Consider the following 23,347-nt stretch of genomic DNA (forward strand, 5'->3'; position numbering starts at 1 on the left):
CATTGCCCATGACCGCTGCCCTCACCTTCGACGACCTGAAAGAGCAGACCGCCGCCGGCGCGGTCGATACGGTCCTGGTCTGCATGGTCGACATGCAGGGCCGCCTGATGGGCAAACGCTTTCATGCCGCGCATTTCGTGGCCTCGGCCTGGCGCGAGACGCATTGCTGCAACTACCTCTTGGCCACGGATCTGGAGATGGCGACGCCCGAGGGCTATGCCTCGACCAGTTGGCAGGCGGGCTATGGCGATTACACGATGCGCCCCGATCTGGCCACGCTGCGCCCGGTGCCCTGGCTGGAGGGCACGGTGATGGTGCTCTGCGATGTGCTGGATCATCACGGGCGAACCGAGATTGCCCATTCCCCCCGCGCGGTTCTGAAACGCCAGATCGCGCGGCTGGCCGAGATGAGATACGAGGCGCGCATGGCGACCGAGCTGGAGTTCTTCCTCTTCGAGGAGAGCTTCGAGACCCTCCGCAAGCAGGGCTACCGCGAATTGCACCCGTTGAGCGGCTATAACGAGGATTACAACATCTTCCAGACCACCAAGGAAGAACATGTGATGCGGCCGCTGCGCAATCACCTCTTCGCGGCGGGCATCCCGGTCGAGAACACCAAGGGCGAGGCCGAGGCCGGTCAATCCGAGTTGAACATCACCTATGCCGCCGCGATGGATTGCGCCGATCACCACACGATCGCCAAGCAGGCGGTCAAGGAGATCGCCCATGCGAAGGGCCACGCCGCCAGCTTCCTGCCGAAATGGCACCGCGACCGGGTCGGCAGTTCGGCACATGTGCATCAGTCGCTCTGGAAGGACGGGATCAGCGCCTTCGTCGACGAAGGCGACGCGCTCGGCATGTCGGAGGTGATGAAATCCTACATGGCCGGGCTGATCCGATACGCCTCGGATTACACCTATTTCCTGGCGCCCTACATCAACAGCTACAAGCGGTTCCAGAAGGGCACCTTCGCCCCCACCCGCGCGGTCTGGTCGGTGGACAACCGCACGGCGGGCTTCCGGCTGGTGGGTGATGGCAGCAAGGCGGTGCGCGTCGAATGCCGGATCGGCGGGTCGGACCTGAACCCCTACCTGGCGATGGCCGCCCAGATCGCGGCGGGGATTGCCGGGATCGAGGAGGGGCTGGCGCTGGCCCCGCCTTTCAAGGGGGATGCCTATGATGGCGACGTGGCCGAGATCCCCGGCACCCTGCGCGACGCGCGCGAGACACTCAAGGGCTCGACCATGCTGCGCGCGGCGATGGGCGACGAGGTGGTCGATCACTACGTTCGCGCCGCCGAGGTGGAGATCGAGGATTTCGACCGCGTGGTGACGGATTACGAGATCGCACGGGGGTTCGAAAGGGCCTGACCCTTCGGCGCCCCTGGCAAGGCTCGGATGCCTGCGGCGCAGGTATTTGGGCGACGACGATGATGGCATGAGCGCGAGAAATTCGAGGCTCTGCGCGACGAAAGGAAAGTGACGACATGACCCTGACCGCCAACTGGTCCTACCCCACCGCGATCAAGTTCGGCGCGGGCCGCATCGCCGAATTGCCGCAGGCCTGCGCGCAGGCGGGGATCACCAATCCGCTTCTTGTCACCGACCGGGGCCTGGCCGAGATGGCGATCACCCGTGACACGCTGGACCTGATGCAGGCCGCGGGGCTTGGCCGGGCGGTCTTTGCCGAGGTCGATGCGAATCCGACCGAGGCGAACCTTGCGGCGGGCGTAGAGACCTACCGCGCGGGCGGGCATGACGGGGTGGTCGCCTTCGGCGGCGGCTCGGGGCTGGACCTGGGCAAGATGGTGGCCTTCATGGCGGGCCAGACGCGCCCGCTCTGGGATTTCGAGGATGTCGGCGATTGGTGGATGCGCGCCGACAGCGCCGCCATCGCGCCCATCGTGGCGGTGCCGACCACGGCAGGGACCGGGTCCGAGGTCGGGCGCGCCAGCGTCATCACCAACTCTGAGACCCATGTGAAGAAGATCATCTTTCACCCGCGCGTGCTGCCCAGCGTGGTGATCTGCGACCCTGAGCTGACAGTGGGGATGCCGCAGCCGATCACCGTGGGCACCGGGCTCGATGCCTTCGCCCATTGCGTCGAGGCCTATGCCAGCCCGCATTTCCACCCCATGTCCCAGGGCATCGCGCTGGAGGGGATGCGGCTGGTCAAGGACTATCTGCCGCGCGCCCATGAAGATGGCACCGATCTCGAGGCGCGCGCCCAGATGATGGCCGCCGCCCTGATGGGGGCGACCGCGTTCCAGAAGGGGCTCGGTGCGATCCATGCGATCAGCCATCCCATCGGGGCGGTCTACAACACCCACCACGGCACGACGAACGCGGTCTGCATGCCTGCGGTGCTGGAGATGAACGCGTCGGCGATCGCGGAGAAGTTCGCGGGCGTCGCGGCCTATCTGGGGATCGAGGGCGGCTTCGACGGGTTCCGGCATTTCGTACAGGAATTCAACGACCGTCTCGGCGTGCCGCGGCGGCTGGCCGATATGGGCGTCGGCGATGACCGGATCGACGAGCTGACCGCGATGGCGCTCCAAGACCCCTCCTGCGGCGGCAACCCGGTGGAGTTGACCGAGGAAAACGTGGCGGCATTGTTGCGCGCCTGCATTTGATCCTGGTGGGGCTGCGTCGACGCGGGCGTGGAACTCAGGTCACGCGGGAGCGCCTGTTATACTCCGCGTCGCGCCAGATTTCCTTGACCATCACCTCCTCGATGATCTCGGCGGCGCGGATCACGTCGCCCTCGTCCAGGTAGAGCGGCGTGAAGCCGAAGCGCATGATATCGGGCGCGCGGAAATCGCCGATCACGCCACGCGCGATGAGGGCCTGCATCACCGGGTAACCGTTCTCGAAGGCGAACGAGACCTGGCTGCCACGCGCCTCGGGGTCGCGGGGGCTGGCCAGCGTCAATTGCGGGCAACGCGCCTCGACCTCCCTGATGAACCTCTCGCACAGCGCCACCGAGGCGGCGCGCAGATCGGCCATATCGACCCCGTCCCAGGCCTCCAGCGCCTGTTGCAGCACCGCCAGTTGCAGGATCGGCGGGGTACCGACGCGCAGACGTTCGGTGGCCATGGCCGGACGATAGGCCAGTTCCATGTCGAACGGGCTGGCATGGCCGAGCCACCCGGCCAGCGCCGGTTGCAGGCCCTCGACGATGTCCGGCCTGGCATAGATGAAGGCCGGCGCGCCGGGGCCGCCATTGAGGTACTTATAAGTGCAGCCGACGGCGAATTCCGCGTTGCTGGCGGTGATGTCCACCGGCACCGCGCCCGCGCTATGGGCGAGATCCCAGATCATCATCGCGCCCGCCTCATGCGCCTGCCGCGTGATCGCGCCCATGTCATGCCTTCGCCCGCTGCGGAAATCGACCTCGGTCAGCAGGACGGCGGCGACATCCTCGCCGATCGCGTCGGCCACATCCTCGGGGGCCACCAGCCGCAACTCGTGATCCTTGCCGATCGTGTCGATCAGGCCCTGCGCCATGTAGAGATCGGAAGGGAAATTGCCGGTATCGGACAGCACCACCTTGCGCGCGGGCCGCATCTGAAGCGCCGCCGCCAGCGCCTGGTAGACCTTGATCGACAGGGTGTCACCGGTGGCCACGGACCCTTCCGGCGCGCCGATCAACTGCCCGATCCGGTCGCCCACGACGCGCGGCAGGTCCATCCAGCCCGCCGTGTTCCAGGCCTTGATCAGGTCCGCGCCCCATTCGTCGCGCATCACGTGGGCCACACGCTCGGCGGCCCCTTTCGGCAGCGGCCCGAGCGAATTCCCGTCGAGATAGAGAACCCCCTCGGGCAGGTCGAACAGCTCTTTTCGCGGCAGGGTCATAGGCGGGCCTTTCTATCGGGGCCTGTGTGCGGCTAGGGTTGCCGCCATGAAAGGCAAAGAGGCGCGGAATATGCAAGATGCCGAGACCGGAATAGACTGGGAGGATGCGTTCCAGAACGGCGATTACATCCCCGGTGGCTCGGAGTATCCGGCGCGATGGGCCGAGCGGGCGGAGACGTTTCGCGCGGGCGGCACCGATATGCGGCTGGACGTGGCCTACGGCCATGGCGCGCGCGAGCGGCTGGACCTGTTCCTGCCCGAGGGCAGCCCGCAGGGTCTCGTGATCTTTGTGCATGGCGGCTACTGGAAGGCGATGGACAAATCTCTCTGGTCCGACCTGGCGATGGGGCCCTTGGCGCGGGGATGGGCGGTGGCGATGCCCGGCTACACGCTGGCCCCCGAGGCGCGGATTTCGCAGATCACGCATCAGATCGCCTCGGCGCTGGAATCGGCGGCGGGGCGCGTGGCGGGACCGATCCGGCTGGCGGGACATTCGGCGGGCGGACATCTGGTGACACGCATGGCGTGCCGGGACAGCCCGCTGAGCCCAAGTGTGGCCAGCCGGATCGACCGCGTGATCTCGATCTCGGGCGTCCATGACCTGCGGCCCCTGCGGCTGCACTCGATGAACGCCGATCTGCGGCTGGACCGGGCCGAGGCGCGGACCGAAAGCCCGGTGCTGCTGGATCCGGTGCCGGGGATCGCGGTGACCTGCTGGACCGGCGCGCTGGAGCGGCCCGAGTTCCTGCGACAAGCCGCGATATTGGCCGAGGCCTGGGCGGGCAAGACCGACATGCGGCCGCCGGTCTTCGCGCCGGGTAGGCACCATTTCGACGTGATCGACGGGCTGCGCGAGGCCAATGATCCGCTGACACGGGCGCTGTTGGATTGAAAGGCGGATCATGGATATTCTGAAGAACCCCCATCGCGGCGCGGGGCTGGACTGCCCCGAACTGGACGACATGCCATGGCCGAGTATTGACGCGGAGAAACCCACCGCGCTGGTTGCCCGCTGCCCGCGCGCAGGCGCCACGCCGTTGGTGGAGAGTGCCGATCTGGCGCGCCAAGCCGGGATCGGGGCGCTGCTGATCAAGGATGAACGCGACCGGATGGGACTGGGCAGTTTCAAGGCGCTCGGCGCGGCCTATGTCATCGCCTGCGATGCCGAGGCGGGCCGCGCCAGGGGGCAAAGCTACGTCACCGCCAGCGCGGGCAATCATGGCCTCTCCGTCGCCGCCGGCGCCGCCGCCTTTGGCGCGCGCGCCATCATCTACCTGGCCGAGACGGTGCCCGAGGCTTTTGCCGACCGGCTGCGCCGCGAGGGGGCCGAGGTGGTGCGCGCGGGCGCGACTTACGAGGCCAGCATGGAGGCCGCGCAACAGGCGGCGGAGGAAAACTGCTGGCAGCTTCTCTCGGACAGTTCCTGGGCCGGATACACCACCCGCCCGCACCGCCTGATGGAGGGCTACCTTGTCCTGATGCAGGAAGTGACCCGCGCGATGGACGCCCCCACCCATATCTTCCTGCAAGCGGGCGTCGGCGGGCTGGCGGTGGCCTGCGCCGCCCTTGCCCGCGCCGCTTGGGGGGACGCGCCGCAGATCGTGGTGGTGGAGCCCGAGGCCGCCCCCGCCCTCATCGCCTCGATCCACGCAGGCCGCCCGGTCGAGACGCAAGGCCCGGTTTCCGCCATGGGGCGGCTCGACTGCAAGACGCCGTCGCTGATTGCGCTGAAGGGCCTCGCGCGCGATGCCGATTGGTTCATGACGATCAGCGAGGCCGAGGGCGAGGCCGGGAACGCGGCTTGCGCGGCGGCGGGGTTGGAAACGACACCTTCGGGCGCGGCGGGGCTGTCCGGTTTGCTGGCGGCAAGCTCCGCCTTCGGGTTGGACGCCACCTCCCGCGCGCTGGTCATCCTCAGCGAAGGGCCGGAGGGATGAGCGCGCCCCTGCCCGACCTGCCCTACCGGTTGACCGAAACCCGCGCGCCGCAGGTCGGGCTGATCATCCTGCAAAGCGATGAAAGCATCGAACGCGATTTTCGCCGGATGCTGCCGCACGGTCTGGAACTGATGATCTCGCGCGTTGCCTCGGGCCTTGAGGTGCGGCCCGACACGCTGGAGGCGATGGCGGGGCATCTGACCGGCTCGGCGGCCCTGTTCCCCGATGGCGCACGGATGGCGGCTGTTGGTTATGGCTGCACCTCGGGCGCGGCGCAGATCGGGCCGGGCCGGGTGGCGGAGTTGATCCGCGCGGGCATCGCGACGCCGGAAGTGACCGAGCCGGTCAGCGCGCTGATCGCGGCTTGCGCGCATCTGGGGATCGGGCGGCTGGCGATCCTGAGCCCCTACATCGCCGATGTCTCGGCCCGGTTGCGCACCGTCCTGGCCGGGGCGGGCGTGGCCACCACTGGTTTCGGCAGTTTCAACGTGGCCGAGGAGGCGCGGGTCGTGCGCATCGCGCCCAAGTCGATCGTTGAGGCGGGCTGCGCGGTGGCCGGGATGGCAGATTGCGACGGTCTGTTCCTGTCCTGCACCAACCTGCGCACGCTCGATGTGATCGAGGAGATGGAGGCGCGCCTTGGCATGCCCGTGCTGTCCAGCAACCAGGTGCTGGCCTGGCACCTGTTCCGCCTGGCGGGTTCCGGCGCGGGCGATTTCGCGCCCGGACGGCTGTGGCGGGCATGATTTTGGTGGTTTGACAGGGGCTTGGCAAGCTGCATGGCATCACTGGAAAATGAGAACAAAATATGAACATATGGGAAGGTGTATGCGCCTCGATTCGTCATATGGGCAGGTGAAACGCCTTTCCCGACGCGCCCCGCCCCCCGCCAACCGGGAGGCTCCGGGGGCGGAGGCGGCTGTGCTGCGCGATGCGTTGAGCGCGGGCGCGCTGGATATCTCGGCCACCGGCTTCGTGCTGGCGCGGCTTGCGGGCGCGGATCGGCCCATCCTGTGGGTGCAGGACCGGCTGTCGCGGCAGGAAAACGGCGGGCTTTACGGCATCGGGCTGGCGCAACTGGGGCTGAAGACACCTGTGTTACAGGTCACTGTAAACCACCCGCGCGATGCGCTCTGGGCGATGGAACAGGGCGCGGGCTGTGCCGGCCTCTCGGCGGTGGTGGGCGAGATCCATGGCGCGCCGGCGGTGCTGGATTTTACCGCGACCAAGCGGCTGGCCCTGCGCGCGGAACGCGCGAACGTGCCGATCTGGCTGATCCGCGGCGGCGATCCCGGCACGCTCAGCGCCGCGCGCGAACGCTGGCGCATCGGGGCGCTGCCCTCGGGGGCCAATCCGCACGACGCCCGCGCGCCGGGGCCGCCCCGCTGGACGGCGGAGCTTTTCCGCGCGCGCGGACGGCCACCGGGCGCATGGGTGGCCGAGTATGACCCGCGCGCGGCCCGATCAACGGATCGTCTCGGTCTGGTTCCCGCATCTGGCGATGCAGCGCTGGCGCAGGACGGCCAGCCGCGAGCGGACGCTGCCGGGGGATGACGTGCCCGTGGTGCTGGCCCGCGACGGCACCCATGGCCCGGTGATCCACGCGCTGAGCCAGGCCGCCATGGCGCGTGGGCTGTCCGAGGGCCTGCGCGTGGTCGATGCCCAAGCGATCCATCCCGACCTGCATGTGGAGCCTGCCGATGTCGCGGGCGATGCCGCGATGCTGGACCGGCTGGTGCATTGGGCGCGGCGCTGGTGCCCCTGGACGGTGGTTGACCGCGCGGGCGGGCTGATCCTGGACACCACCGGCTCGGCGCATCTGTTCGGCGGCGAGGCGGCGCTGATGCGCGATATCGAGACCCGGTTCGCCATCCAGGGGCTGACCGCGCGGCTGGCCATGGCGCCGACCCGCATCGCGGCGCAGGCGCTGGCCTGTCACGGGGAAAATCGGGCGATCTGTGGCGCGGAGGATGTCGCGGATCACCTCGCCCCCCTGCCCCTTGCCGCGTTGCGGATCGGGGCCGAGACACAGCGCCTGCTGCACCGGTTGGGCCTCAAGACCATCGGCGCGCTGGCCGAGATGCCGCGCAGCGCCCTGATGCGCCGCTTTGCCAATATGGAGGCGGGCCACAACCCGCTGATCCTGCTCGACCGCGCGATGGGGCGGCAGGCCGATCCGCTCAGCCCGCCGCCCGATCCCGTGAACTGGCTGATGCGGGTGCGGCTGGCCGAACCCGTGATGGACCCCGAGCCGCATATGCCGGGGCTGGCGCGTCAGCTCTGCGCGGCGCTGGCCGAGGCCGAACAGGGCGCGCGGCGGCTGAGGCTGACCATCTACCGCATCGACGGCGAACGCCGCGCGGTCACGCTTGGCACCGCGCAGGCCACCCGCGACCCGGCCCATATCCTGCGGCTCTTCGATGGCAAATTCGCCAATGTCGATCCCGGTTTCGGCTTTGACCTGCTGACGCTGGAGGCGCTGGATGTCGAGCCCGTGTCACTGACGCAGGAACGGCTGGACGGCGCGCGCGACACCGACAAGGACCTGGCCGCCCTCATGGACCGGCTCAGCGCGCGGCTGGGGCCCGACCGGATCACCTGGACCGGCTGGCGCGAGAGCCACGTGCCGGAACGCGCCGAGGCCCGCATCCCCGCGCTGACCGCCACGCCCGCCGCGCCGCCCGTCATTACCCGCGACCGCCCCTTGCGCATCTTCGACCCGGCCGAGGAATTGCGCGTGCTCTATGCCGTGCCGGAAGGCGCACCGGCGCAGTTCCGCTGGCGGCGCGTGACCTTCCGTACCGCGCGCTATGAAGGCCCCGAACGGATCGCACCGGAATGGTGGCAGGACCGTCCCGGCACGCGGCTGCGCGATTACTACAAGGTCGAGGTCACGGATGGCCGCCGCTTCTGGCTCTACCGTCAGGGCGTGATGGGCGACGGGCGCGGGGCCGATCCGCGCTGGTTCCTGCATGGGCTCTTTGCCTGATGCCGCAGCAGGAGGGGCATAAGCGGCGCAGCCATGAGGAAGACGGCTTCACCCCGAATCCGCGCGCGGGTTACGTGGAACTGGGGCTGGCCAGTTGCTTCTCGTTCCTGCGCGCGGCCTCGGACGCGGTGGACCTGACGGCGACGGCGAACCGGCTTGGCTATGACCGCATCGGGATCGCCGATCACAATTCCCTGGCCGGTGTGGTGCGGATGTATAGCGAGGCCAAGGCCGCCTGCATCCATCCCCTGATCGGCGCGCGGCTGGAACTGCTCTGCGGGGCGGAGTTTCTGGCCTATCCAAGGGACCGCGCCGCCTATGCGGGGCTGTCGACGCTGCTGTCGAAGGGCAAGATGACGGATGCCGAGGGCGAGTGGCAGGAGAAGGGGGAAACCCACCTGACGCTGGAGATGCTGGCGGATCACGCGACGGACAGCCTGCACCTCATCGCCCTGCCCGGCCCCGATCTGGAGCGCTTTGCCGCCGGTCTGCCGCGTCTTCTCCGCGCCCTGCCGGGGATGCGTCATATCGCGGCGAGCCACCTCTATCGCGGCGATGACCGGGCGCGGATCAACCGGCTGGACGGGATGGCGCGGGCGCACGGCCTGTCGATCCTCGCCACCAATGACGTGCTTTACGCCACCCCCGACCGCCGCCCGCTGCAGGACGTGATGACCTGCATCCGGCAGGGAGTGACCATCGCCCGCGCCGGGCGGCTCTTGGAGGCCAATGCCGAACGCCACCTCAAATCGCCCGATCAGATGCGCCGCCTCTTCGCAGACTGGCCCCATGCGATTGCCGCGACGCGGGCCCTGGCCGATAGCATCACATTCACGCTGGATGACCTGAAATACGAATACCCCCATGAGATCGTCCCCGAAGGCCGCACCGCGCAGGAGGAGCTGGAGCGCCTGACATGGGAAGGTGCTACGGGGCGCTATCCGCAAGGCGTGCCGGAGGCGATCCGCAAGACCATCGAGAAGGAATTTTCCCTGATCCGGTCCAAGAAGATCGCGCGTTATTTCCTGACCATCCACGACATCGTGCGCTTCGCCCGCGAGGAGGCCACCCCGCCGATCCTGTGCCAGGGGCGCGGCTCGGCGGCGAATTCGGCGGTCTGTTTCTGCCTCGGCATCACCTCGGTCGATCCGGCGGAGCATGACCTCCTGTTCGAGCGGTTCCTCAGCGAGGAGCGCGACGAGCCGCCCGATATCGACGTCGATTTTGAGCATGAGCGGCGCGAGGAGGTGATCCAGTACATGTATGGCAAATATGGCCGCCATCGCGCGGGCCTCTGCGCCACCGTGATCCATTACCGCCCGCGATCCGCGATCCGCGAGGTGGGCAAGGTGATGGGGCTCAGCGAGGATGTGACCTCGAAACTGGCGGGCACGGTCTGGGGCAGTTTCGACGCAGAGGTGCAGGACGACCGCGTGCGCGAGGCCGGGCTGGACCTGAGCGACCCCTACCTGCGCATGGTGCTGACACTGGCCCGCCAGATGACGGGCATGCCGCGCCACCTGAGCCAGCATGTCGGCGGCTTCATCCTGACGGAAGCGCCCCTGACCGAGATTGTGCCCATCGGCAACGGCGCCATGCCCGAGCGCAGCTTCATCGAATGGGACAAGGACGATATTGACGCGCTCGGCATCTTCAAGGTCGATATCCTGGCGCTTGGAATGCTGACCTGTATCGCCAAATGCTTCGACCTGATGCGCGCGCATTACGGGCAGGATCACGAGCTGGCCAGCATTCCGGCGGATGACACCGCCACCTATGACATGCTGTGCGCGGGCGACAGCCTCGGCGTCTTCCAGGTCGAAAGCCGGGCGCAAATGGCGATGCTGCCGAAACTGCGCCCGCGCCGGTTCTACGACCTGGTGATCGAGGTCGCTATCGTGCGCCCCGGTCCCATTCAGGGGGACATGGTCCACCCCTATCTGCGTCGGCGTCAACGGCAGGAGCCGGTGAATTACCCCGCACCGGGGCCGGAGCATCCGCAGGATGAGTTGCTCAACATCCTCGGGCGCACCCTGGGCGTGCCGATCTTCCAGGAACAGGCCATGAAGATCGCCATGGTCGCCGCCGAGTTCAGCCCCGCCGAGGCCAACCAGCTGCGCAAGGCGATGGCGACCTTCCGCTCGCGCGGGCTGGTCTCCAGCCACAAGGAGAAGATGGTCAGCCGCATGGTCGGGCGCGGCTACGACCCCGATTTCGCCGCCCGCTGTTTCAGCCAGATCGAGGGCTTCGGCGAATACGGCTTTCCCGAAAGCCACGCCGCCAGCTTCGCCAAGCTGGTCTACGTGTCGAGCTGGATGAAATGCCACTACCCCGCCGCCTTCGCCTGCGCGCTGCTCAATTCGCAGCCGATGGGGTTCTACGCCCCCGCCCAGATCGTGCGCGATGCCCGCGATCACGACGTGGCGGTGCGGCCCGTCGATGTGAACCTGTCGGATTGGAACTGCACGCTGGAACCGGGTGGCGCGGGCTTCGCGCTGCGCCTGGGGCTACGTCAGGTGGGGGGGATGCGCGAGGAGGCGGCGCTCAGGATCATGGCCGCGCGGGACATGCCTTACGAGGATGTGGCGGCGCTGAAATCACGCGCGCGGCTGGATGCGGGCACCATCCGCCGCCTCGCCGCCGCCGACGCGATGCGCAGCATGGGCGCCGACCGGCGGCAGGCCCTGTGGCAGGCGCAGGCCCTGCGTGACGCGCCCGCCCTGCCGATCTTCGACCATGCCGAGGCGGCAGGCGAAGGCCCGGAGCCCGAGGTGCATCTGCCGACCATGCCCAAGGCCGAACATGTGGTCGCCGATTACCAGACCCTGCGGCTGTCGCTGAAGGCGCATCCGATCTCGTTCTACCGCGCCAGCCTGCGCGCGCAGGGCTATCGCTGCGCCGCCGATCTGACCGGGCTTGGCCATGGCGCGCGGGTCTCGCTGGCGGGCCTCGTGCTGGTGCGCCAGAAACCGGGCAGCGCCAAGGGCGTCTGCTTCATCACGCTGGAAGATGAGACGGGGGTGGCGAACCTGGTGATCTGGCCCAAGCTCTTCAAGCATTTCCGCTCCGTGATCATGGCGGCGCGGCTTCTGGTGGTGCATGGCCAGGTCCAGACCGATGGCCGCGTGATCCATATCGTCGCCGATCGGCTGGAGGATCGCAGCGACCGGCTGGACGGCCTCTCGGATGTCAGCCTGCCCCCGATCACCACACGCGGCGACCACCCGACCCATCCGCTGCCGAACCAGGTCGGCATGCGCGGCCACCCCCGCAACGCCCGCATCATCCCGAAGTCGCGGGATTTCCATTGAGCCGAAAGACCCGCCCAGGCATCAATGTTCAGAAAAGGGGAAAGTGGCGGACTGGGGATCCGCCACTAGAAATCCGAATTACTTGCAAGATATTGTTTTTAATTATTATTTACCAAAGCCGTCCAGCGAATTGTAGCGTATATTGTATAGCATTGATTTGCCACAACGGCCCGCATGAACGAGACGCCCACCGATCCAATCTTCAGACTAACTATCGACTGGCAACAATCTGTAAAGCCATGAATTCAGAGCACTGTTACGTCGCCCGGCACTCATCGTCAGCCGCAATAAGAACCTCAAATGTCAGGCAGCTTAGAGTTCGGCCTGCAGGGAGCACGGCCTTTCCGTCATTCGCTGTTGCGGGCAATCGCTTCTGACACGGCACCAATGATGGCATCATCGTCGAAAATGCTACGAAGTCGAGCCATGCGTTCGGCGATCTCGGCGCTTCCGACCGACGCAGGTGCCGGCACGCCAGCCGTTTCCAGTTGCGCGAGGTAGTCCGGATCGCTGTAAGCATCGAGAATGGCCCCTTCCCAGACCGGAATCATCTCTTCGGGCGTATTGGGCGGGAGAACAAAGACATTTTGGATCGACATAGCAATGTGGATCGCCTCCCACGCCTGATATTGCGGCGTATCGAGGGTCTCGGGGGAATGGTCGCGCCACATCTGATCAAATACGGGAATATCTTCGAGCCCTTCCTGGGCAACGATCTGACCGCCGACATACTCGCCCATCTGGCCGAAGGGTTCGAGGACGCCATCGCCGGTAATCGCATCGCGATTGGCCCCGAAGAAGGAGTCGTTGGTCTGCGCCATTTCGGTTTCACCGGCGCGCACCGCGGCGACCATGTTGCCCTGCCCCGCATAGCCGGTGATCAGATTGAAATCGGTAACTCCCATCGCTTCGGCGAGGAAGCGGGCCCGGATCGCAACGTGGTTGTCGGCACTGTTGATCGCAAAAAACAACGGGTCATCGTAGTTTTGGAAGGTCTCGGGTGTCAGGCCGATATCGGTTCTGACTTGGAAGATCTGATTTACGCTGCGCGCCGCCACATAGGGCAGGTCGCCGGTGCCCTGCGGCACCTGTTGCAGGCCTAGGGCCCACCGAATCGGGGTGCCAGAGAAATAACCGATATGCAGCCCGTCGGGCGGCAAGGAATCAATCAGATAATCGACAGCGGCGGTGCCGCCTGCTCCGGCACGGTTGGTCACGATGACGGACGGCGTTCCCGGCAGGTGCCGCGCGATAAAGGGCGCGACAAGCCGGGCTGCGGTGTCGGTTCCGCCACCAGCCGCGAAATTGACCATGATCTCGATGGTCTCGCCTTCAAAATTGACATCCTGCGCGGCAGCGATCCCGGCAAAGCCCATCCCGAGGGCAAACACGCCGCCCATCAAGGCCGCGCGACGACGGATTGTGACTTCCTTCAGCATTCGTCTTTCTCCCCATTATCAACCGGATCATCGTGAAGCCCGGTCATGAAGGCGAATTGTAGGATGGAATTGCCGGGGCCATTGTTTACCCGACGACAATTGGCCGATTGTAGAGGTCCGGTGCAACCCGACCTTCCGCGCCCTCATTTCAGAAAAAACTGAACACCTCGTCCTTGCTGCTCGGGAAAAGCGCCTGCAGGTCGGGAATGATGATCTCGCCATAGCCAAGCCGGATCAGCCCCTGCGCCTCCAGGTCTTTCAGCAGACGGTTTACCGTGGGGCGGGAGCATTGCACAAAACTACCCAATGTTTCCTGGGTGATCCTGATGCTCGGGGTATCGGTCGGCGCAAAGCGTGTCCGGTCCCCAACCAGCATCACCAGGGTCCGTCGCAGGCGCACATCAATTGTATCGAGGATCAGGTTGGACATATGACCATAAGCCCGGTGCAGCCTCGCGCTCAATGCATGTGCGACCATGGCGACAAGTTCGGCGCGGTCCTGCATCAACGCCCTGAAATCCCTGACCTGAAAGCACGCCATCTCCGTCGGCCCCTGGGCAAGAATATCCCATGGGCTTGGCGATGGGCTGAGCAACCCGATCCAGCCATAGAAGGCACCACGTCGCTGAACCGACATCGACAATTCATGCCCGTCCGCACCGGTCAGCGAATTGCGCAACCCGCCCCGCAGGATTACCCCGGCGAACCGGATCTCGTCGCCGCGCATAAACAGGCATTCATTCGCCGCGAACCGGGTCAGGCGGGTGTGTTCCGCAAGGGCGACAAGCGTCCCGTTCGAGAGTCTCGCAAGCAAGGGATTCATTCGCAACTGGTCGGCCAGCAGCGCGATGGTATGTCTTGATTTCCGCACAAAGCCCCCCTGCAATGAACGGACCTGCCCGGATCGAGGGGCCATCAAATCCTGACCCGAGTTTAGGTCATCTGCACGGATATCGCAACGAATTGAAGTCATTGGAGGCCATAGTCGGAAAGTCGAGACTGCCGGTTGAACTGCAGGCCCGGTCCAATGGATGTGCAGGACTGCGGGTTCGAACCGACGCTAGCAGCCTGCGCCCCGCAAACTGTCGGGCAGACAACACTTTGGTTGCCGCGCTCCGCATAGCGTGAGCAAATCTGCTGGTCGGGCTGGTGTCACCCATCGGATGTCCGGGTGTCGGCAAACTAGGTTGGCCCGGCATGTCACAGTTTCAGGAAGAGGAAACGCACGCGATGCTGGAAGTCCTGAATGCAAGCGCCGACGGGTTTGCGATGCTGTTCCACTGGCGAACGTTCCTGTTCATGATGTTTGGCATTTCATTGGGCATGATCTTCGGCTTGATTCCTGGACTGAGCGGACTGACCGGCATGAGCCTCCTACTGCCCATCGCCATTACCCAGCCGCCCGAGATCGCCATTGCATTCCTGCTTGGAATGTATGCCGTGACCACCCAGACGGACGCGATCCCGGCGGTTCTGATCGGAGTGCCGGGAACATCCGCTGCGCAGGCCACCTATCTCGATGGCTACCCGATGGCCAAGCGGGGCGAGGCCGGTCGCGCGCTCAGCGCATCATATTTCGCCAGCGTCTGGGGCACCCTGGTCTCTGTCGTCGTGATCATCCTGTTCCTGCCGGTCCTGCGCTTCGTGATCGACAGTTTCGCCTCGCCAGAGTTTTTCATGACATCGCTCTTCGGTCTCATGCTGGCGGCGTCGCTGGTCGGAACGTCGGTCACACGCGGGTTGATCGTGGCGTTCCTGGGTCTGCTCCTGTCGACCATCGGCTACGCCGAGTTCGCCAGTCAGGATCGCTACACGATGGACATCCCCTACCTGGAGGCCGGCATCCCGATCGTGCCTATCGCGCTTGGCATTTTCGCCCTGCCGGAGGTGATCGACTTGTTGCTTTCGCGCCGCTCGATTGCCGACAATCCTGAGGGGCTCAACCCCGGCTCCGGTGCGTTTGAGGGGTTCAAGGACACTGTCCGAAACAAGTGGCTCGTATTCCGGTCTGGCATCATCGGATGTGTTGCCGGGATGATCCCCGGCCTTGGCGGCACGGTAGCTGAATGGCTGAGCTATGGACACGCGGTGCAATCGGCGAAGGACAACACGCAGTTCGGACGCGGTGATGTGCGCGGCGTTATCGCCCCCGAGGCCGGCACGGCGGCGCAGAAACCCGGGGCAATCGTGCCGACCGTGGCGCTTGGCATTCCCGGCAACGCGTCCATGGCCGTGATGATGGGCGCGCTGTTGATCGTGGGCGTGCGACCGGGCCCCCCGATGCTATTCGAAAATCTCGACATCACCTTCCAGATGACCTGGACCGTCGTGGTCGCGAACCTGATCGTCGCCTTCCTGTGCCTCTGGCTGCAGCGATATCTTGTGCTGATCTGTTTCGTCCGAGCAGAGATCATCGCACCGGCGATCTTCTGTTTCATGCTGGTCGGGGCCGCAATGGCGTCGAGCAGCATGGGTGATATCCTGCTTTTCGGCATATTCGGGCTCGTGGGCTATGTGTTCAAGCACGCCGACTGGCCCCGGGTGCCGCTGATCATCGGGTTCGTATTGGGCGGACTTCTGGAGAACAACCTCTGGATTACGACTCGGCGCTATGACCTAGCCTTTATGTGGGAGCGGCCCATCGTGCTGATCATGGAAGTCATGATCGTGGCCATCATCGCCAGTGTCGTGATCTCGCGGATCCGCAACCAGCGGACCATCGTGCGACCGGCGGACAGTATCGAGGATTGAGGGAGAGGAGGTTCGACATGGCACTTGTTAGGCAAAAAGCCCTGCGCTCCGCAACCTGGTGGATCGGGGTCGCGATCCTGGCCATCGCCGTATTCGCCTATCTTCTCTCGCGCGATTACGGTCGGGCGGGAACCATGCCGGGCGTCATCGCTCTGGCGATTGTCGGATTGGCTGCGGTCCATACGGTCTACGGGCTGGTGTTCGGGGTGGTGGCCAATGACAATGACTGGCACGATGCAGCCGAGACCGCATCTTTCGCCCGCCGACGCACCATCTACGCCGCACTGGCGATGGTCGTGGTGGCCGGGATTTGGTTGGTCGGCTTCCACGCGACGTTGCCGGTCTTCCTGTTCTGTTTCATTGCCATTGCGACAGGCCGCTGGGTGATCGGGTTGCTCCTCGCCCTCGGCATCTGGGCCTTCACCTATATCGTGCTCTTCCAGACACTCAACATCGCATTCCCGTCAACCGTGCTGCAGCGTTGGATGATCGCCAACGGCTGGTATTGACCCACTGTCCCAAATCGAGGTGCCGATTATGACCCGCAAACCGAACATCCTGTTCATCATGCCCGACCAGCAGCGCGCCGACATGCTCGGCTCCTACGGCGATCAGGCGGCACGCAGCACGGCGACCGATTGGCTGGCCAGCGAGGGGGTCCAGTTCCAGAACTGTTTTTGCCAGGCCCCGCTCTGCATGCCCTCGCGCGCATCGCTGCTGACCGAACGCTATGTCCGCGACCATGGCGTGTTCCAGAACGTGACCCGCGTGAACGATACGGTGCCAACCTGCCCGCAATCGTTGCAGGCCGCCGGGTATCATACTGCGCAGATTGGCAAGACCCATCTCTATACCCATCTGCCTTGGCCAGGCGGCCATATGAACGGCCAGGCCGGGATCCTGCACCACTACGGGTTTACCGAGACTCATGAGACCGCTGGCAAGGAGGCCAGCCTGAGGGTTGACTCACTATATACAGACTACCTCCAGAAACATGGGCTTCTGGAGGAGTATCGCACCTACCTAGCCAGCCGGAACAAGCATGTGCTGGAAGACAATCCCGAAATGGAGGCCGCTAAGGCATGGAATGCCGATCCGTTGCCGCTACCTCCACACGCGCATCAGGATGTCTGGGTCGGGGATTATGCCGCCGACTGGGTCCGCAGCTATGAGCGCGAAGCGCCCTTCTTCCTCCAGGTCTGTTTTGCCGGTCCACATGATCCATGGGACGCCCCCGAGGAGGCCCTGGCCGAATATGGCGACCCCGACATGACGATGCCCGGTTCGTTCGAACCGCCGGAGATCCCCGAGAGCGGCCCGCTGTCGGTGTTTCTGAATGTCCTGACCGAGTATTGCGACACCGACACGATGACACCCGAGGCGGTCGCCAAGGCGCGGCGCGCCTATCAGGCGAATACGATGATGATTGACCAGGGCATCGGCAAGATCATCGACGCTCTGCGCGAGACGGGACAGCTCGACAACACCTGGATCATCTTCACCTCGGACCACGGCGAGATGATGGGCGAGCATCGCATGATGAAGAAGATGGTGTTCTACGATGCTTCGGTCCGCGTGCCACTGATCGTCAGGCCGCCCGGAGGCATGGACCCCCGAACGGTCGACGGAATCGTGGAGTTGACCGATATCGCCGCAACCTTCCGAGATATCGCGGGCGCCGACCTGCCGACATCGCAATTCCAGTCGCTTCTGCCTGCCATTGACGGCCAAGACGTGGGTAAGGAGGTTGCAATCAGCGAAGCCTATGGCGTCGCCATGTTCCGCACCGCGACCCGCAAGCTGGTCGTCTATGAGGACACGCAGGAACCGATGCAGTTTTTCAACCTTGAGAATGACCCGCTGGAAGATCGTAACCTGGTGCTGTCCGGTGGGGCCGAGGAGGAGATCGAGGCCATGATGGCGCGCTATGCCCGCCCGTTCCTGGCAATCCGTCCCATTCGGCCTGCCCGAAGCCTGATCGAACGTGGTTCAATGGCAAAGAACTCCTTTTACCTGCCCGATGAGGTGTTCGTGCGATGACGCAGATTGTGCCGCGCTCAACACTCCTCCGAACCGGGAACCGCTAGCGTCGGAAAAATCGGATGCGTTGCCGCTTGCGAGCGGCGCGTTCGGAAAACCGCAAGGGGATGCGCCATGCTACTGTCCGAAGACTACCTGAAACGCGGCCACCTGGCCCTTGATTGGGCCAGCACTCTGGTCGACCGGCAGACCGGTTTTGACGGGGCTGGCAACTTGATCAACGGCTATTACAAATCCATCGTCGCCATGACAACCGGAGCCCGCATTCGCGAGGCGCGGCTTCTGGCAAAGTTCATCGACCGGACCTTCTTTCGTGGTGGCGACATCAACACACTGCCGGATGACCCTACCGCGCAGGGCCTTGCGAATTACCGGACCGCATGGTGTGGCCGCGGCCTGCATGTGCTTGGGCGCTACGACATGTCCAGTGCGATCGGGCGCTTTATCGAGGGCCAGATGCATCCGGTGACCGGCGGCTTGTCGACCCTGGCAGGCCAGCCCCCCGGTGAAAGGGTCTATTGCCTCGGCAGCACTGGATCCGCCGTCCTGGCCTTGCTTGCCATGGGCCGGGTCGAGGCGGCGCGGCGCGGTGGGGCCTTCATCGAAGGGCTGATTGAGGACCAACCCGTCACCTCCGGCAAGTTCTACCTTCTGCGCAATGCGGCAGGCGAGATCATCCGCGAAGATCGGCAGCAGGGTCTGGCCATGGTCTCGAGTATCGATATCGGAACACCAGGCCAGGTCTACTGGTATATCGGCATGGCGATGAATGCCTGCGCCAGCCTCTACCTTGCGACTGGTGAGACGCGGTGGCGCGATACGGGATACAAGGCCTTTGCGCTGTTCGAGAATTGCGCCGACGACATTTATGAGATCATCAGCAACGGCAAAGTGGCCTGGGGCCTTGGCTGGATGCACGCCGCCACCGGCGATCCGAATTTCGCCAAGGCGGCGCAGGACGTCTGGGCCTGGCATTGCGACATCCAGTCCGACGATGGCCGCTGGCTGCGCGTGGGGCAGTTTGACAGCCTAGAAGAGCAGCCGCTGCACATCACGATCGACACCACGATGGAGCGTGCGTTCTACATGTTCGAGCTATCGCGCACGCTCGATATCTGAGGAAAGGGACACATGATGCAACCGAATATCCTGATCATCCAAGTCGATGAACTGGCGCCGCAGGCGATGCCCACCTATGGCAACAAGACAGCAATCACGCCGGTTCTGAACGATTTGGGCGCGCGCAGCATGGTGTTCGATGCGGCCTATTGCAACTATCCGCTGTGTTCCCCCTCGCGCGCGTCGATGCATGCGGGCCGACACGCCTTTGCCATGCGGCAATGGGATAACGGGGCCGAGTTCCACTCCGAGTTTCCGACCTTCGCGCATCACCTGAAACGCGCCGGATACTCCACCACGCTCTGCGGCAAGATGCATTTCATCGGAGCAGATCAGTATCACGGCTACGAGGAGCGATTGACCACCGATATCTACCCCTCGGATTTCTCTTGGACGACCGATTGGTCGAATCCGATCCGAAAAGGTGGCGGAGTCCGGATGCGCAATGTCGTCGATGCCGGACCCTCGATCCGCAACCTACAACAGGATTTCGACGAAGAGGTCGGGTTTCAGGGGGTCCGCAAGATCTACGATCTTGCGCGCGATCCCGATGATCGGCCCTTCCTGCTGACCGTTAGCTTTACGCAACCGCACCCGCCCTTCGTGGCCGACCAGGCGCATTGGGACCTGTATGAAGGCGTCGAGATCGACATGCCGCGCGTGCCGCCCATCCCCTATGACGACCTCGGGCCCTTCGACCGGGCCAAGCACATCGCGCAAGGGTCGCATTTGTTCGATCTCAATGAGACCCGCACACGGGATTCACGCCGCGCCTACTATGCGATGATGTCCTATATTGACGACAGGGTGGGCGAATTGCTCAATGCACTGTCCGAAACCGGACTGGAGCAGAATACGGTCATCATCTTCACCTCCGACCACGGCGAAATGCTCGGCGAACGCGGTATGTGGATGAAGGACTGCTTCTACGAATGGTCCGCGCGCGTGCCGCTCTTCATCTCCGCGCCGGGCGTGGCACCGGGGCGATCCAGCGCGGTCGTGTCGCTAGTGGATCTGATGCCGACCCTGCTGGAGTTCGCGGGCGTCGATCTGCCCGTGGCCACAGGCCAGGATGGCGACAGCCTGGTGCCGCTCCTGCATGGGCAAACCGACGGTTGGAAGGATGAGGCCATCGTCGATTACGCCGGCAGCGGCTATCCCTCGCCCTCGCGCATGGTGCGTCAGGGACGCTACAAATATTGGCTGACATGGGGGCTCGGTCCCGTGCTCTTCGATGTCGTGGCCGATCCCGATGAGCTTCAGAATCTGGCCGGAAACCCCGAATATTCCGAACTGGAGGCACGGCTTCATGACCGCCTCATGCAGGACTGGAATCCCGAAGCAGTCAAGACCGCCTGCATGGAGAGCCAGGCCCGCAGGCTGCTTTTGCGCGACGTCACCGAAACAGCGCCCCTATACGACACCTGGGCGCTGGAGATTCGGGCAGGCGACAAGGACCGATATGTGCGTGGCAGGCAGGCCGCGTTCCACCGCAAGGCGTTACAGCGCTATCCGATGGTCGATCAGTTGCCCTTCGATTTCGATCCCGAGGATGAATCCCTCAAACCCTGAAACAGAACTGTCTGGGACGGAACATTCGGGGCCGGACACGGCGGCTACGCTTGCCGGGAACGCAACGGAAACCGGGGCTAGGCACGCGAATGGAAGAGAGTTTCGACTATGTGATCGTGGGCTCCGGGTCTGGTGGGGCCACCTTGGCGGACGCGCTTGTCGCGAACGGGCAGCACACCGTGCTGATGCTCGAATCCGGGGTTGACGATCGCTGGATCTGGACCCGGATTCCGGCGGGCGTGTTCTATCTTCTCCGCTCCGGGCGCACCATTTCACGCTTTGCTACCGAGCCCGAGCCGCGGATGAACAACCGCCGTATCTTTTGGCCGCGCGGTCACATTGTCGGCGGCTCAACGACAGTCAACGGCATGATCTGGGTGCATGGCGACCCGGCCGAGTTCGACCATTGGCGCGATGCCTACGGGTTGCCTGGTTGGGGGTTCGACGACCTCGCTCCCCTGTTTCACCAACTGGAAACCTACGCGCCCGGGCGCGCGGGGACCCGCGGCACGAAAGGCCCCGTCACTATCACCGAGTTTGCCCCTCATACGCCGCTGATGGAGGCTTTTCTGACGGCCTGCGTGCAATCCGGCATTCCTGCCACCGCCGATTACAATGACGGCAGCTATCACGGCGCGGGGTATCTGCAATTCAACACGAGACGTGGGTGGCGGCAGGGCACGCGCGAGACGGTCCTCAAACGCGCCCTCGCGTCGCCCCGATTGGAAATGCGCACAGGTGCCCGCGCCCACCGGGTGACCTTCGAGGGTCGCCGCGCCACTGGTCTGACTTATAATCATGGCGGCGAGTTGTGCACCGTCCGCGCGAACCGTGAAGTGATCCTTTGTGCCGGCGCGATCGAGACACCCCAGATCCTGGAGCTTTCCGGCATCGGTCAGGCCGAGCGGCTTAAGGGGCATGGCATTGAGGTCCTGCATGACCTGCCGGGCGTGGGCGAGAACGCCCATGATCACCTGCACACCCGTCTGAGCTATCGCTGCCGCGATGCGGTGACATTGAACCAGATCATGCGCGACCCACTTCGCAAGGGCCTGATGGCCGCACAATTCGCGCTGGCGGGGAACGGTCTAATGTCCTGCTCAGGTCAGATCGCACATGCCTTGTGCCGGAGCAGCCCCGAGGTCGCGCAGGCCGATATCAAGATCCAGCTACACTGGCTGTCCAGCCCCGATGCCCGTGACCCCAACCAGCTTGTGCTCGATGATCATCCCGGCGTGTCCATCGGCACCTTTCCACTGCGCCCGAAATCGCGTGGGGCCGTGCATATCCGCTCTGCCGATCCTGAAGAAAGCCCTGCAATGTCGGCCAACTACTTGGGTCACCCGGATGATGTCGCGGTGACCCTGAGGGCGATCCGCTTGGCGCGCGAAATCGCGGCTCAGCCCGCACTTCAGGAATTCGGGGTTGAGGAGATTCGGCCCGGCCCGGCCCACATCAGCGATGAGGAGTTGCTGGCTTTTGTCCGTGATAGCGCACAGACTTCCTATCACCCGGTCGGGACCTGCCGCATGGGCACGGATGCCGATGCCGTGGTGGACGCTGATCTGCGCGTGCACGGGGTGGAGAACTTGCGCATTGCCGACGCGTCGGTTTTTCCGACGATGTGCTCGGCCAATACCAACGCCCCGGCGATGGTCGTAGGCCTCAAGGCTGCGGCGGCCTTGCTTGGGCCCTGAAAGCGGCCTCCCGGATCAGGAGGTGAGCAGCGCGCGCATTGCCCGGCCCTCGTCCCCCATGCGGGTGAACTGCGCCTCGGGCAGGTCTGGCTGCGGCGCATCACGAGTCCAGAGCGCATCGCGTTCAGGCGTGACGACCAACTCGACGAAACTCGGGCCATCGGCGGCAAGCAACGCAGGGAGCGCATCGCTCCAGCCCGACAAGGTGTCAAAGCAATGTGCCGAGGCGAACCCCGTGGCAGTCGCCAGACCGGCGTAATCGGTGTGCCCGGTGCCCGGGACCGACAGGTTGACGAGGTTCTCGAACCAGACCCCGTTGTTGAACACAATATGCGTGAAGTTTCGCGGCGCGGCCCCCGCGATGGTCACAAGGCTACCAAGCTGCATCAGAAGCGATCCGTCGCCATCCAGCACCACGACCTGGCGCTCAGGTTGCGCCAGGGCAAGCCCCAGTCCCAATGCCGACGCGCCGCCCATCAGCGGCACGCAGGAGATATTCAGCGGTCCCGGCGAAAGCTCGTTGATCCATCTGATCGAGGTCATGGTCGCAACGACAATGGCCGCCTCCTCCCCCGTCCCGCGATGCGTGGCGAAAGCAGAGATGGCATCCCTGCACAGAAAATCGGTCATGTCCGGTC

The 23,347-nt window shown here is 64.8% G+C and carries 18 protein-coding genes; 14 read left to right on the forward strand and 4 right to left on the reverse strand.

All coding sequences use genetic code 11. The features are described 5' to 3' along the window. The first annotated feature begins 8 nt into the window (after positions 1-8). The gene (locus AC13C7_RS06465) at positions 9-1,370 is read left to right on the forward strand and encodes a glutamine synthetase family protein (protein ID WP_482866950.1); all 1,362 of its coding nucleotides are present in this window, start codon (positions 9-11) and stop codon (positions 1,368-1,370) included. Positions 1,371-1,486: 116 nt separating this feature from the next. Continuing rightward, the gene (locus AC13C7_RS06470; RefSeq protein ID WP_482866951.1) at positions 1,487-2,632 is read left to right on the forward strand and encodes an iron-containing alcohol dehydrogenase; all 1,146 of its coding nucleotides are present in this window, start codon (positions 1,487-1,489) and stop codon (positions 2,630-2,632) included. 34 nt (positions 2,633-2,666) lie between these two features. On the opposite strand, the gene kynU is transcribed toward AC13C7_RS06470, so the two are convergent. After that, the gene (gene kynU, locus AC13C7_RS06475; protein ID WP_482866952.1) at positions 2,667-3,854 is read right to left on the reverse strand and encodes a kynureninase; all 1,188 of its coding nucleotides are present in this window, start codon (positions 3,852-3,854) and stop codon (positions 2,667-2,669) included. Positions 3,855-3,924: 70 nt separating this feature from the next. On the opposite strand from kynU, the gene AC13C7_RS06480 reads away from it, so the two are divergent. The 6 genes from AC13C7_RS06480 (at position 3,925) to AC13C7_RS06505 (ending at position 12,091) form a co-directional block, all read left to right on the forward strand. After that, positions 3,925-4,746, forward strand: coding sequence for an alpha/beta hydrolase (locus AC13C7_RS06480; protein WP_482866953.1), 822 nt, complete (start codon positions 3,925-3,927; stop codon positions 4,744-4,746). A 10-nt stretch (positions 4,747-4,756) separates the two neighbouring features. After that, the gene (locus AC13C7_RS06485; protein WP_482866954.1) at positions 4,757-5,791 is read left to right on the forward strand and encodes a pyridoxal-phosphate dependent enzyme; all 1,035 of its coding nucleotides are present in this window, start codon (positions 4,757-4,759) and stop codon (positions 5,789-5,791) included. After that, entirely contained in the window at positions 5,788-6,537 is a 750-nt protein-coding gene (locus AC13C7_RS06490) for a maleate cis-trans isomerase family protein (protein WP_446169921.1), read from the forward strand. Before AC13C7_RS06485 ends, AC13C7_RS06490 begins: the two co-directional genes overlap by 4 nt. Positions 6,538-6,646: 109 nt before the next feature. After that, positions 6,647-7,345 (forward strand): ImuA family protein, encoded by a 699-nt coding sequence (locus AC13C7_RS06495; RefSeq protein WP_482866955.1) that lies wholly within the window; start codon positions 6,647-6,649, stop codon positions 7,343-7,345. After that, entirely contained in the window at positions 7,236-8,780 is a 1,545-nt protein-coding gene (locus AC13C7_RS06500; protein ID WP_482866956.1) for a Y-family DNA polymerase, read from the forward strand. Before AC13C7_RS06495 ends, AC13C7_RS06500 begins: the two co-directional genes overlap by 110 nt. Further along, positions 8,780-12,091 (forward strand): error-prone DNA polymerase, encoded by a 3,312-nt coding sequence (locus tag AC13C7_RS06505; protein WP_482866957.1) that lies wholly within the window; start codon positions 8,780-8,782, stop codon positions 12,089-12,091. Before AC13C7_RS06500 ends, AC13C7_RS06505 begins: the two co-directional genes overlap by 1 nt. Positions 12,092-12,438: 347 nt before the next feature. Here AC13C7_RS06505 and AC13C7_RS06510 read toward each other — a convergent pair whose 3' ends face one another. Beyond that, on the reverse strand, positions 12,439-13,530 hold the full coding sequence (locus AC13C7_RS06510) for a hypothetical protein (RefSeq protein WP_482866958.1): 1,092 nt from the start codon (positions 13,528-13,530) through the stop codon (positions 12,439-12,441). Positions 13,531-13,678: 148 nt separating this feature from the next. Then, entirely contained in the window at positions 13,679-14,503 is an 825-nt protein-coding gene (locus AC13C7_RS06515) for a Crp/Fnr family transcriptional regulator (RefSeq protein ID WP_482866959.1), read from the reverse strand. Between the two features lie 224 nt (positions 14,504-14,727). On the opposite strand from AC13C7_RS06515, the gene AC13C7_RS06520 reads away from it, so the two are divergent. The 6 genes from AC13C7_RS06520 (at position 14,728) to AC13C7_RS06545 (ending at position 22,709) form a co-directional block, all read left to right on the forward strand. Further along, positions 14,728-16,281 carry a tripartite tricarboxylate transporter permease gene (locus tag AC13C7_RS06520; protein ID WP_482866960.1) on the forward strand — a complete coding sequence of 518 codons (1,554 nt, stop codon included), beginning with the start codon at positions 14,728-14,730 and terminating at the stop codon, positions 16,279-16,281. 17 nt (positions 16,282-16,298) lie between these two features. After that, positions 16,299-16,790, forward strand: a complete 492-nt coding sequence (locus AC13C7_RS06525; protein WP_482866961.1) for a tripartite tricarboxylate transporter TctB family protein — start codon at positions 16,299-16,301, stop codon at positions 16,788-16,790. A 28-nt stretch (positions 16,791-16,818) separates the two neighbouring features. Beyond that, entirely contained in the window at positions 16,819-18,321 is a 1,503-nt protein-coding gene (locus AC13C7_RS06530; protein ID WP_482866962.1) for a sulfatase family protein, read from the forward strand. A gap of 114 nt (positions 18,322-18,435) precedes the next feature. Beyond that, on the forward strand, positions 18,436-19,440 hold the full coding sequence (locus tag AC13C7_RS06535) for a hypothetical protein (protein ID WP_482866963.1): 1,005 nt from the start codon (positions 18,436-18,438) through the stop codon (positions 19,438-19,440). Between the two features lie 12 nt (positions 19,441-19,452). After that, positions 19,453-21,012, forward strand: coding sequence for a choline-sulfatase (gene betC / locus AC13C7_RS06540; RefSeq protein WP_446119978.1), 1,560 nt, complete (start codon positions 19,453-19,455; stop codon positions 21,010-21,012). 89 nt (positions 21,013-21,101) lie between these two features. Next, positions 21,102-22,709: a GMC family oxidoreductase gene (locus AC13C7_RS06545; RefSeq protein WP_482866964.1), complete on the forward strand. Its 1,608-nt coding sequence runs from the start codon at positions 21,102-21,104 to the stop codon at positions 22,707-22,709. A gap of 15 nt (positions 22,710-22,724) precedes the next feature. Here AC13C7_RS06545 and AC13C7_RS06550 read toward each other — a convergent pair whose 3' ends face one another. Further along, entirely contained in the window at positions 22,725-23,339 is a 615-nt protein-coding gene (locus AC13C7_RS06550; RefSeq protein WP_446119982.1) for a thiamine pyrophosphate-dependent enzyme, read from the reverse strand. Positions 23,340-23,347: the final 8 nt, after the last annotated feature.

Source organism: Alterinioella sp. B-7 (assembly GCF_056857775.1).

Bases quoted from the DNA above. Each gene is read 5' to 3' on its own strand.
- AC13C7_RS06465 (WP_482866950.1), top strand. From the start codon at position 9: ATGACCGCTGCCCTCACCTTCGACGACCTGAAAGAGCAGACCGCCGCC.
- AC13C7_RS06470 (WP_482866951.1), top strand. From the start codon at position 1,487: ATGACCCTGACCGCCAACTGGTCCTACCCCACCGCGATCAAGTTCGGC.
- kynU (WP_482866952.1), bottom strand. From the start codon at position 3,854: ATGACCCTGCCGCGAAAAGAGCTGTTCGACCTGCCCGAGGGGGTTCTC.
- AC13C7_RS06480 (WP_482866953.1), top strand. From the start codon at position 3,925: ATGCAAGATGCCGAGACCGGAATAGACTGGGAGGATGCGTTCCAGAAC.
- AC13C7_RS06485 (WP_482866954.1), top strand. From the start codon at position 4,757: ATGGATATTCTGAAGAACCCCCATCGCGGCGCGGGGCTGGACTGCCCC.
- AC13C7_RS06490 (WP_446169921.1), top strand. From the start codon at position 5,788: ATGAGCGCGCCCCTGCCCGACCTGCCCTACCGGTTGACCGAAACCCGC.
- AC13C7_RS06500 (WP_482866956.1), top strand. From the start codon at position 7,236: ATGACCCGCGCGCGGCCCGATCAACGGATCGTCTCGGTCTGGTTCCCG.
- AC13C7_RS06505 (WP_482866957.1), top strand. From the start codon at position 8,780: ATGCCGCAGCAGGAGGGGCATAAGCGGCGCAGCCATGAGGAAGACGGC.
- AC13C7_RS06510 (WP_482866958.1), bottom strand. From the start codon at position 13,530: ATGCTGAAGGAAGTCACAATCCGTCGTCGCGCGGCCTTGATGGGCGGC.
- AC13C7_RS06515 (WP_482866959.1), bottom strand. From the start codon at position 14,503: ATGACTTCAATTCGTTGCGATATCCGTGCAGATGACCTAAACTCGGGT.
- AC13C7_RS06520 (WP_482866960.1), top strand. From the start codon at position 14,728: ATGTCACAGTTTCAGGAAGAGGAAACGCACGCGATGCTGGAAGTCCTG.
- AC13C7_RS06525 (WP_482866961.1), top strand. From the start codon at position 16,299: ATGGCACTTGTTAGGCAAAAAGCCCTGCGCTCCGCAACCTGGTGGATC.
- AC13C7_RS06530 (WP_482866962.1), top strand. From the start codon at position 16,819: ATGACCCGCAAACCGAACATCCTGTTCATCATGCCCGACCAGCAGCGC.
- AC13C7_RS06535 (WP_482866963.1), top strand. From the start codon at position 18,436: ATGCTACTGTCCGAAGACTACCTGAAACGCGGCCACCTGGCCCTTGAT.
- betC (WP_446119978.1), top strand. From the start codon at position 19,453: ATGATGCAACCGAATATCCTGATCATCCAAGTCGATGAACTGGCGCCG.
- AC13C7_RS06545 (WP_482866964.1), top strand. From the start codon at position 21,102: ATGGAAGAGAGTTTCGACTATGTGATCGTGGGCTCCGGGTCTGGTGGG.
- AC13C7_RS06550 (WP_446119982.1), bottom strand. From the start codon at position 23,339: ATGACCGATTTTCTGTGCAGGGATGCCATCTCTGCTTTCGCCACGCAT.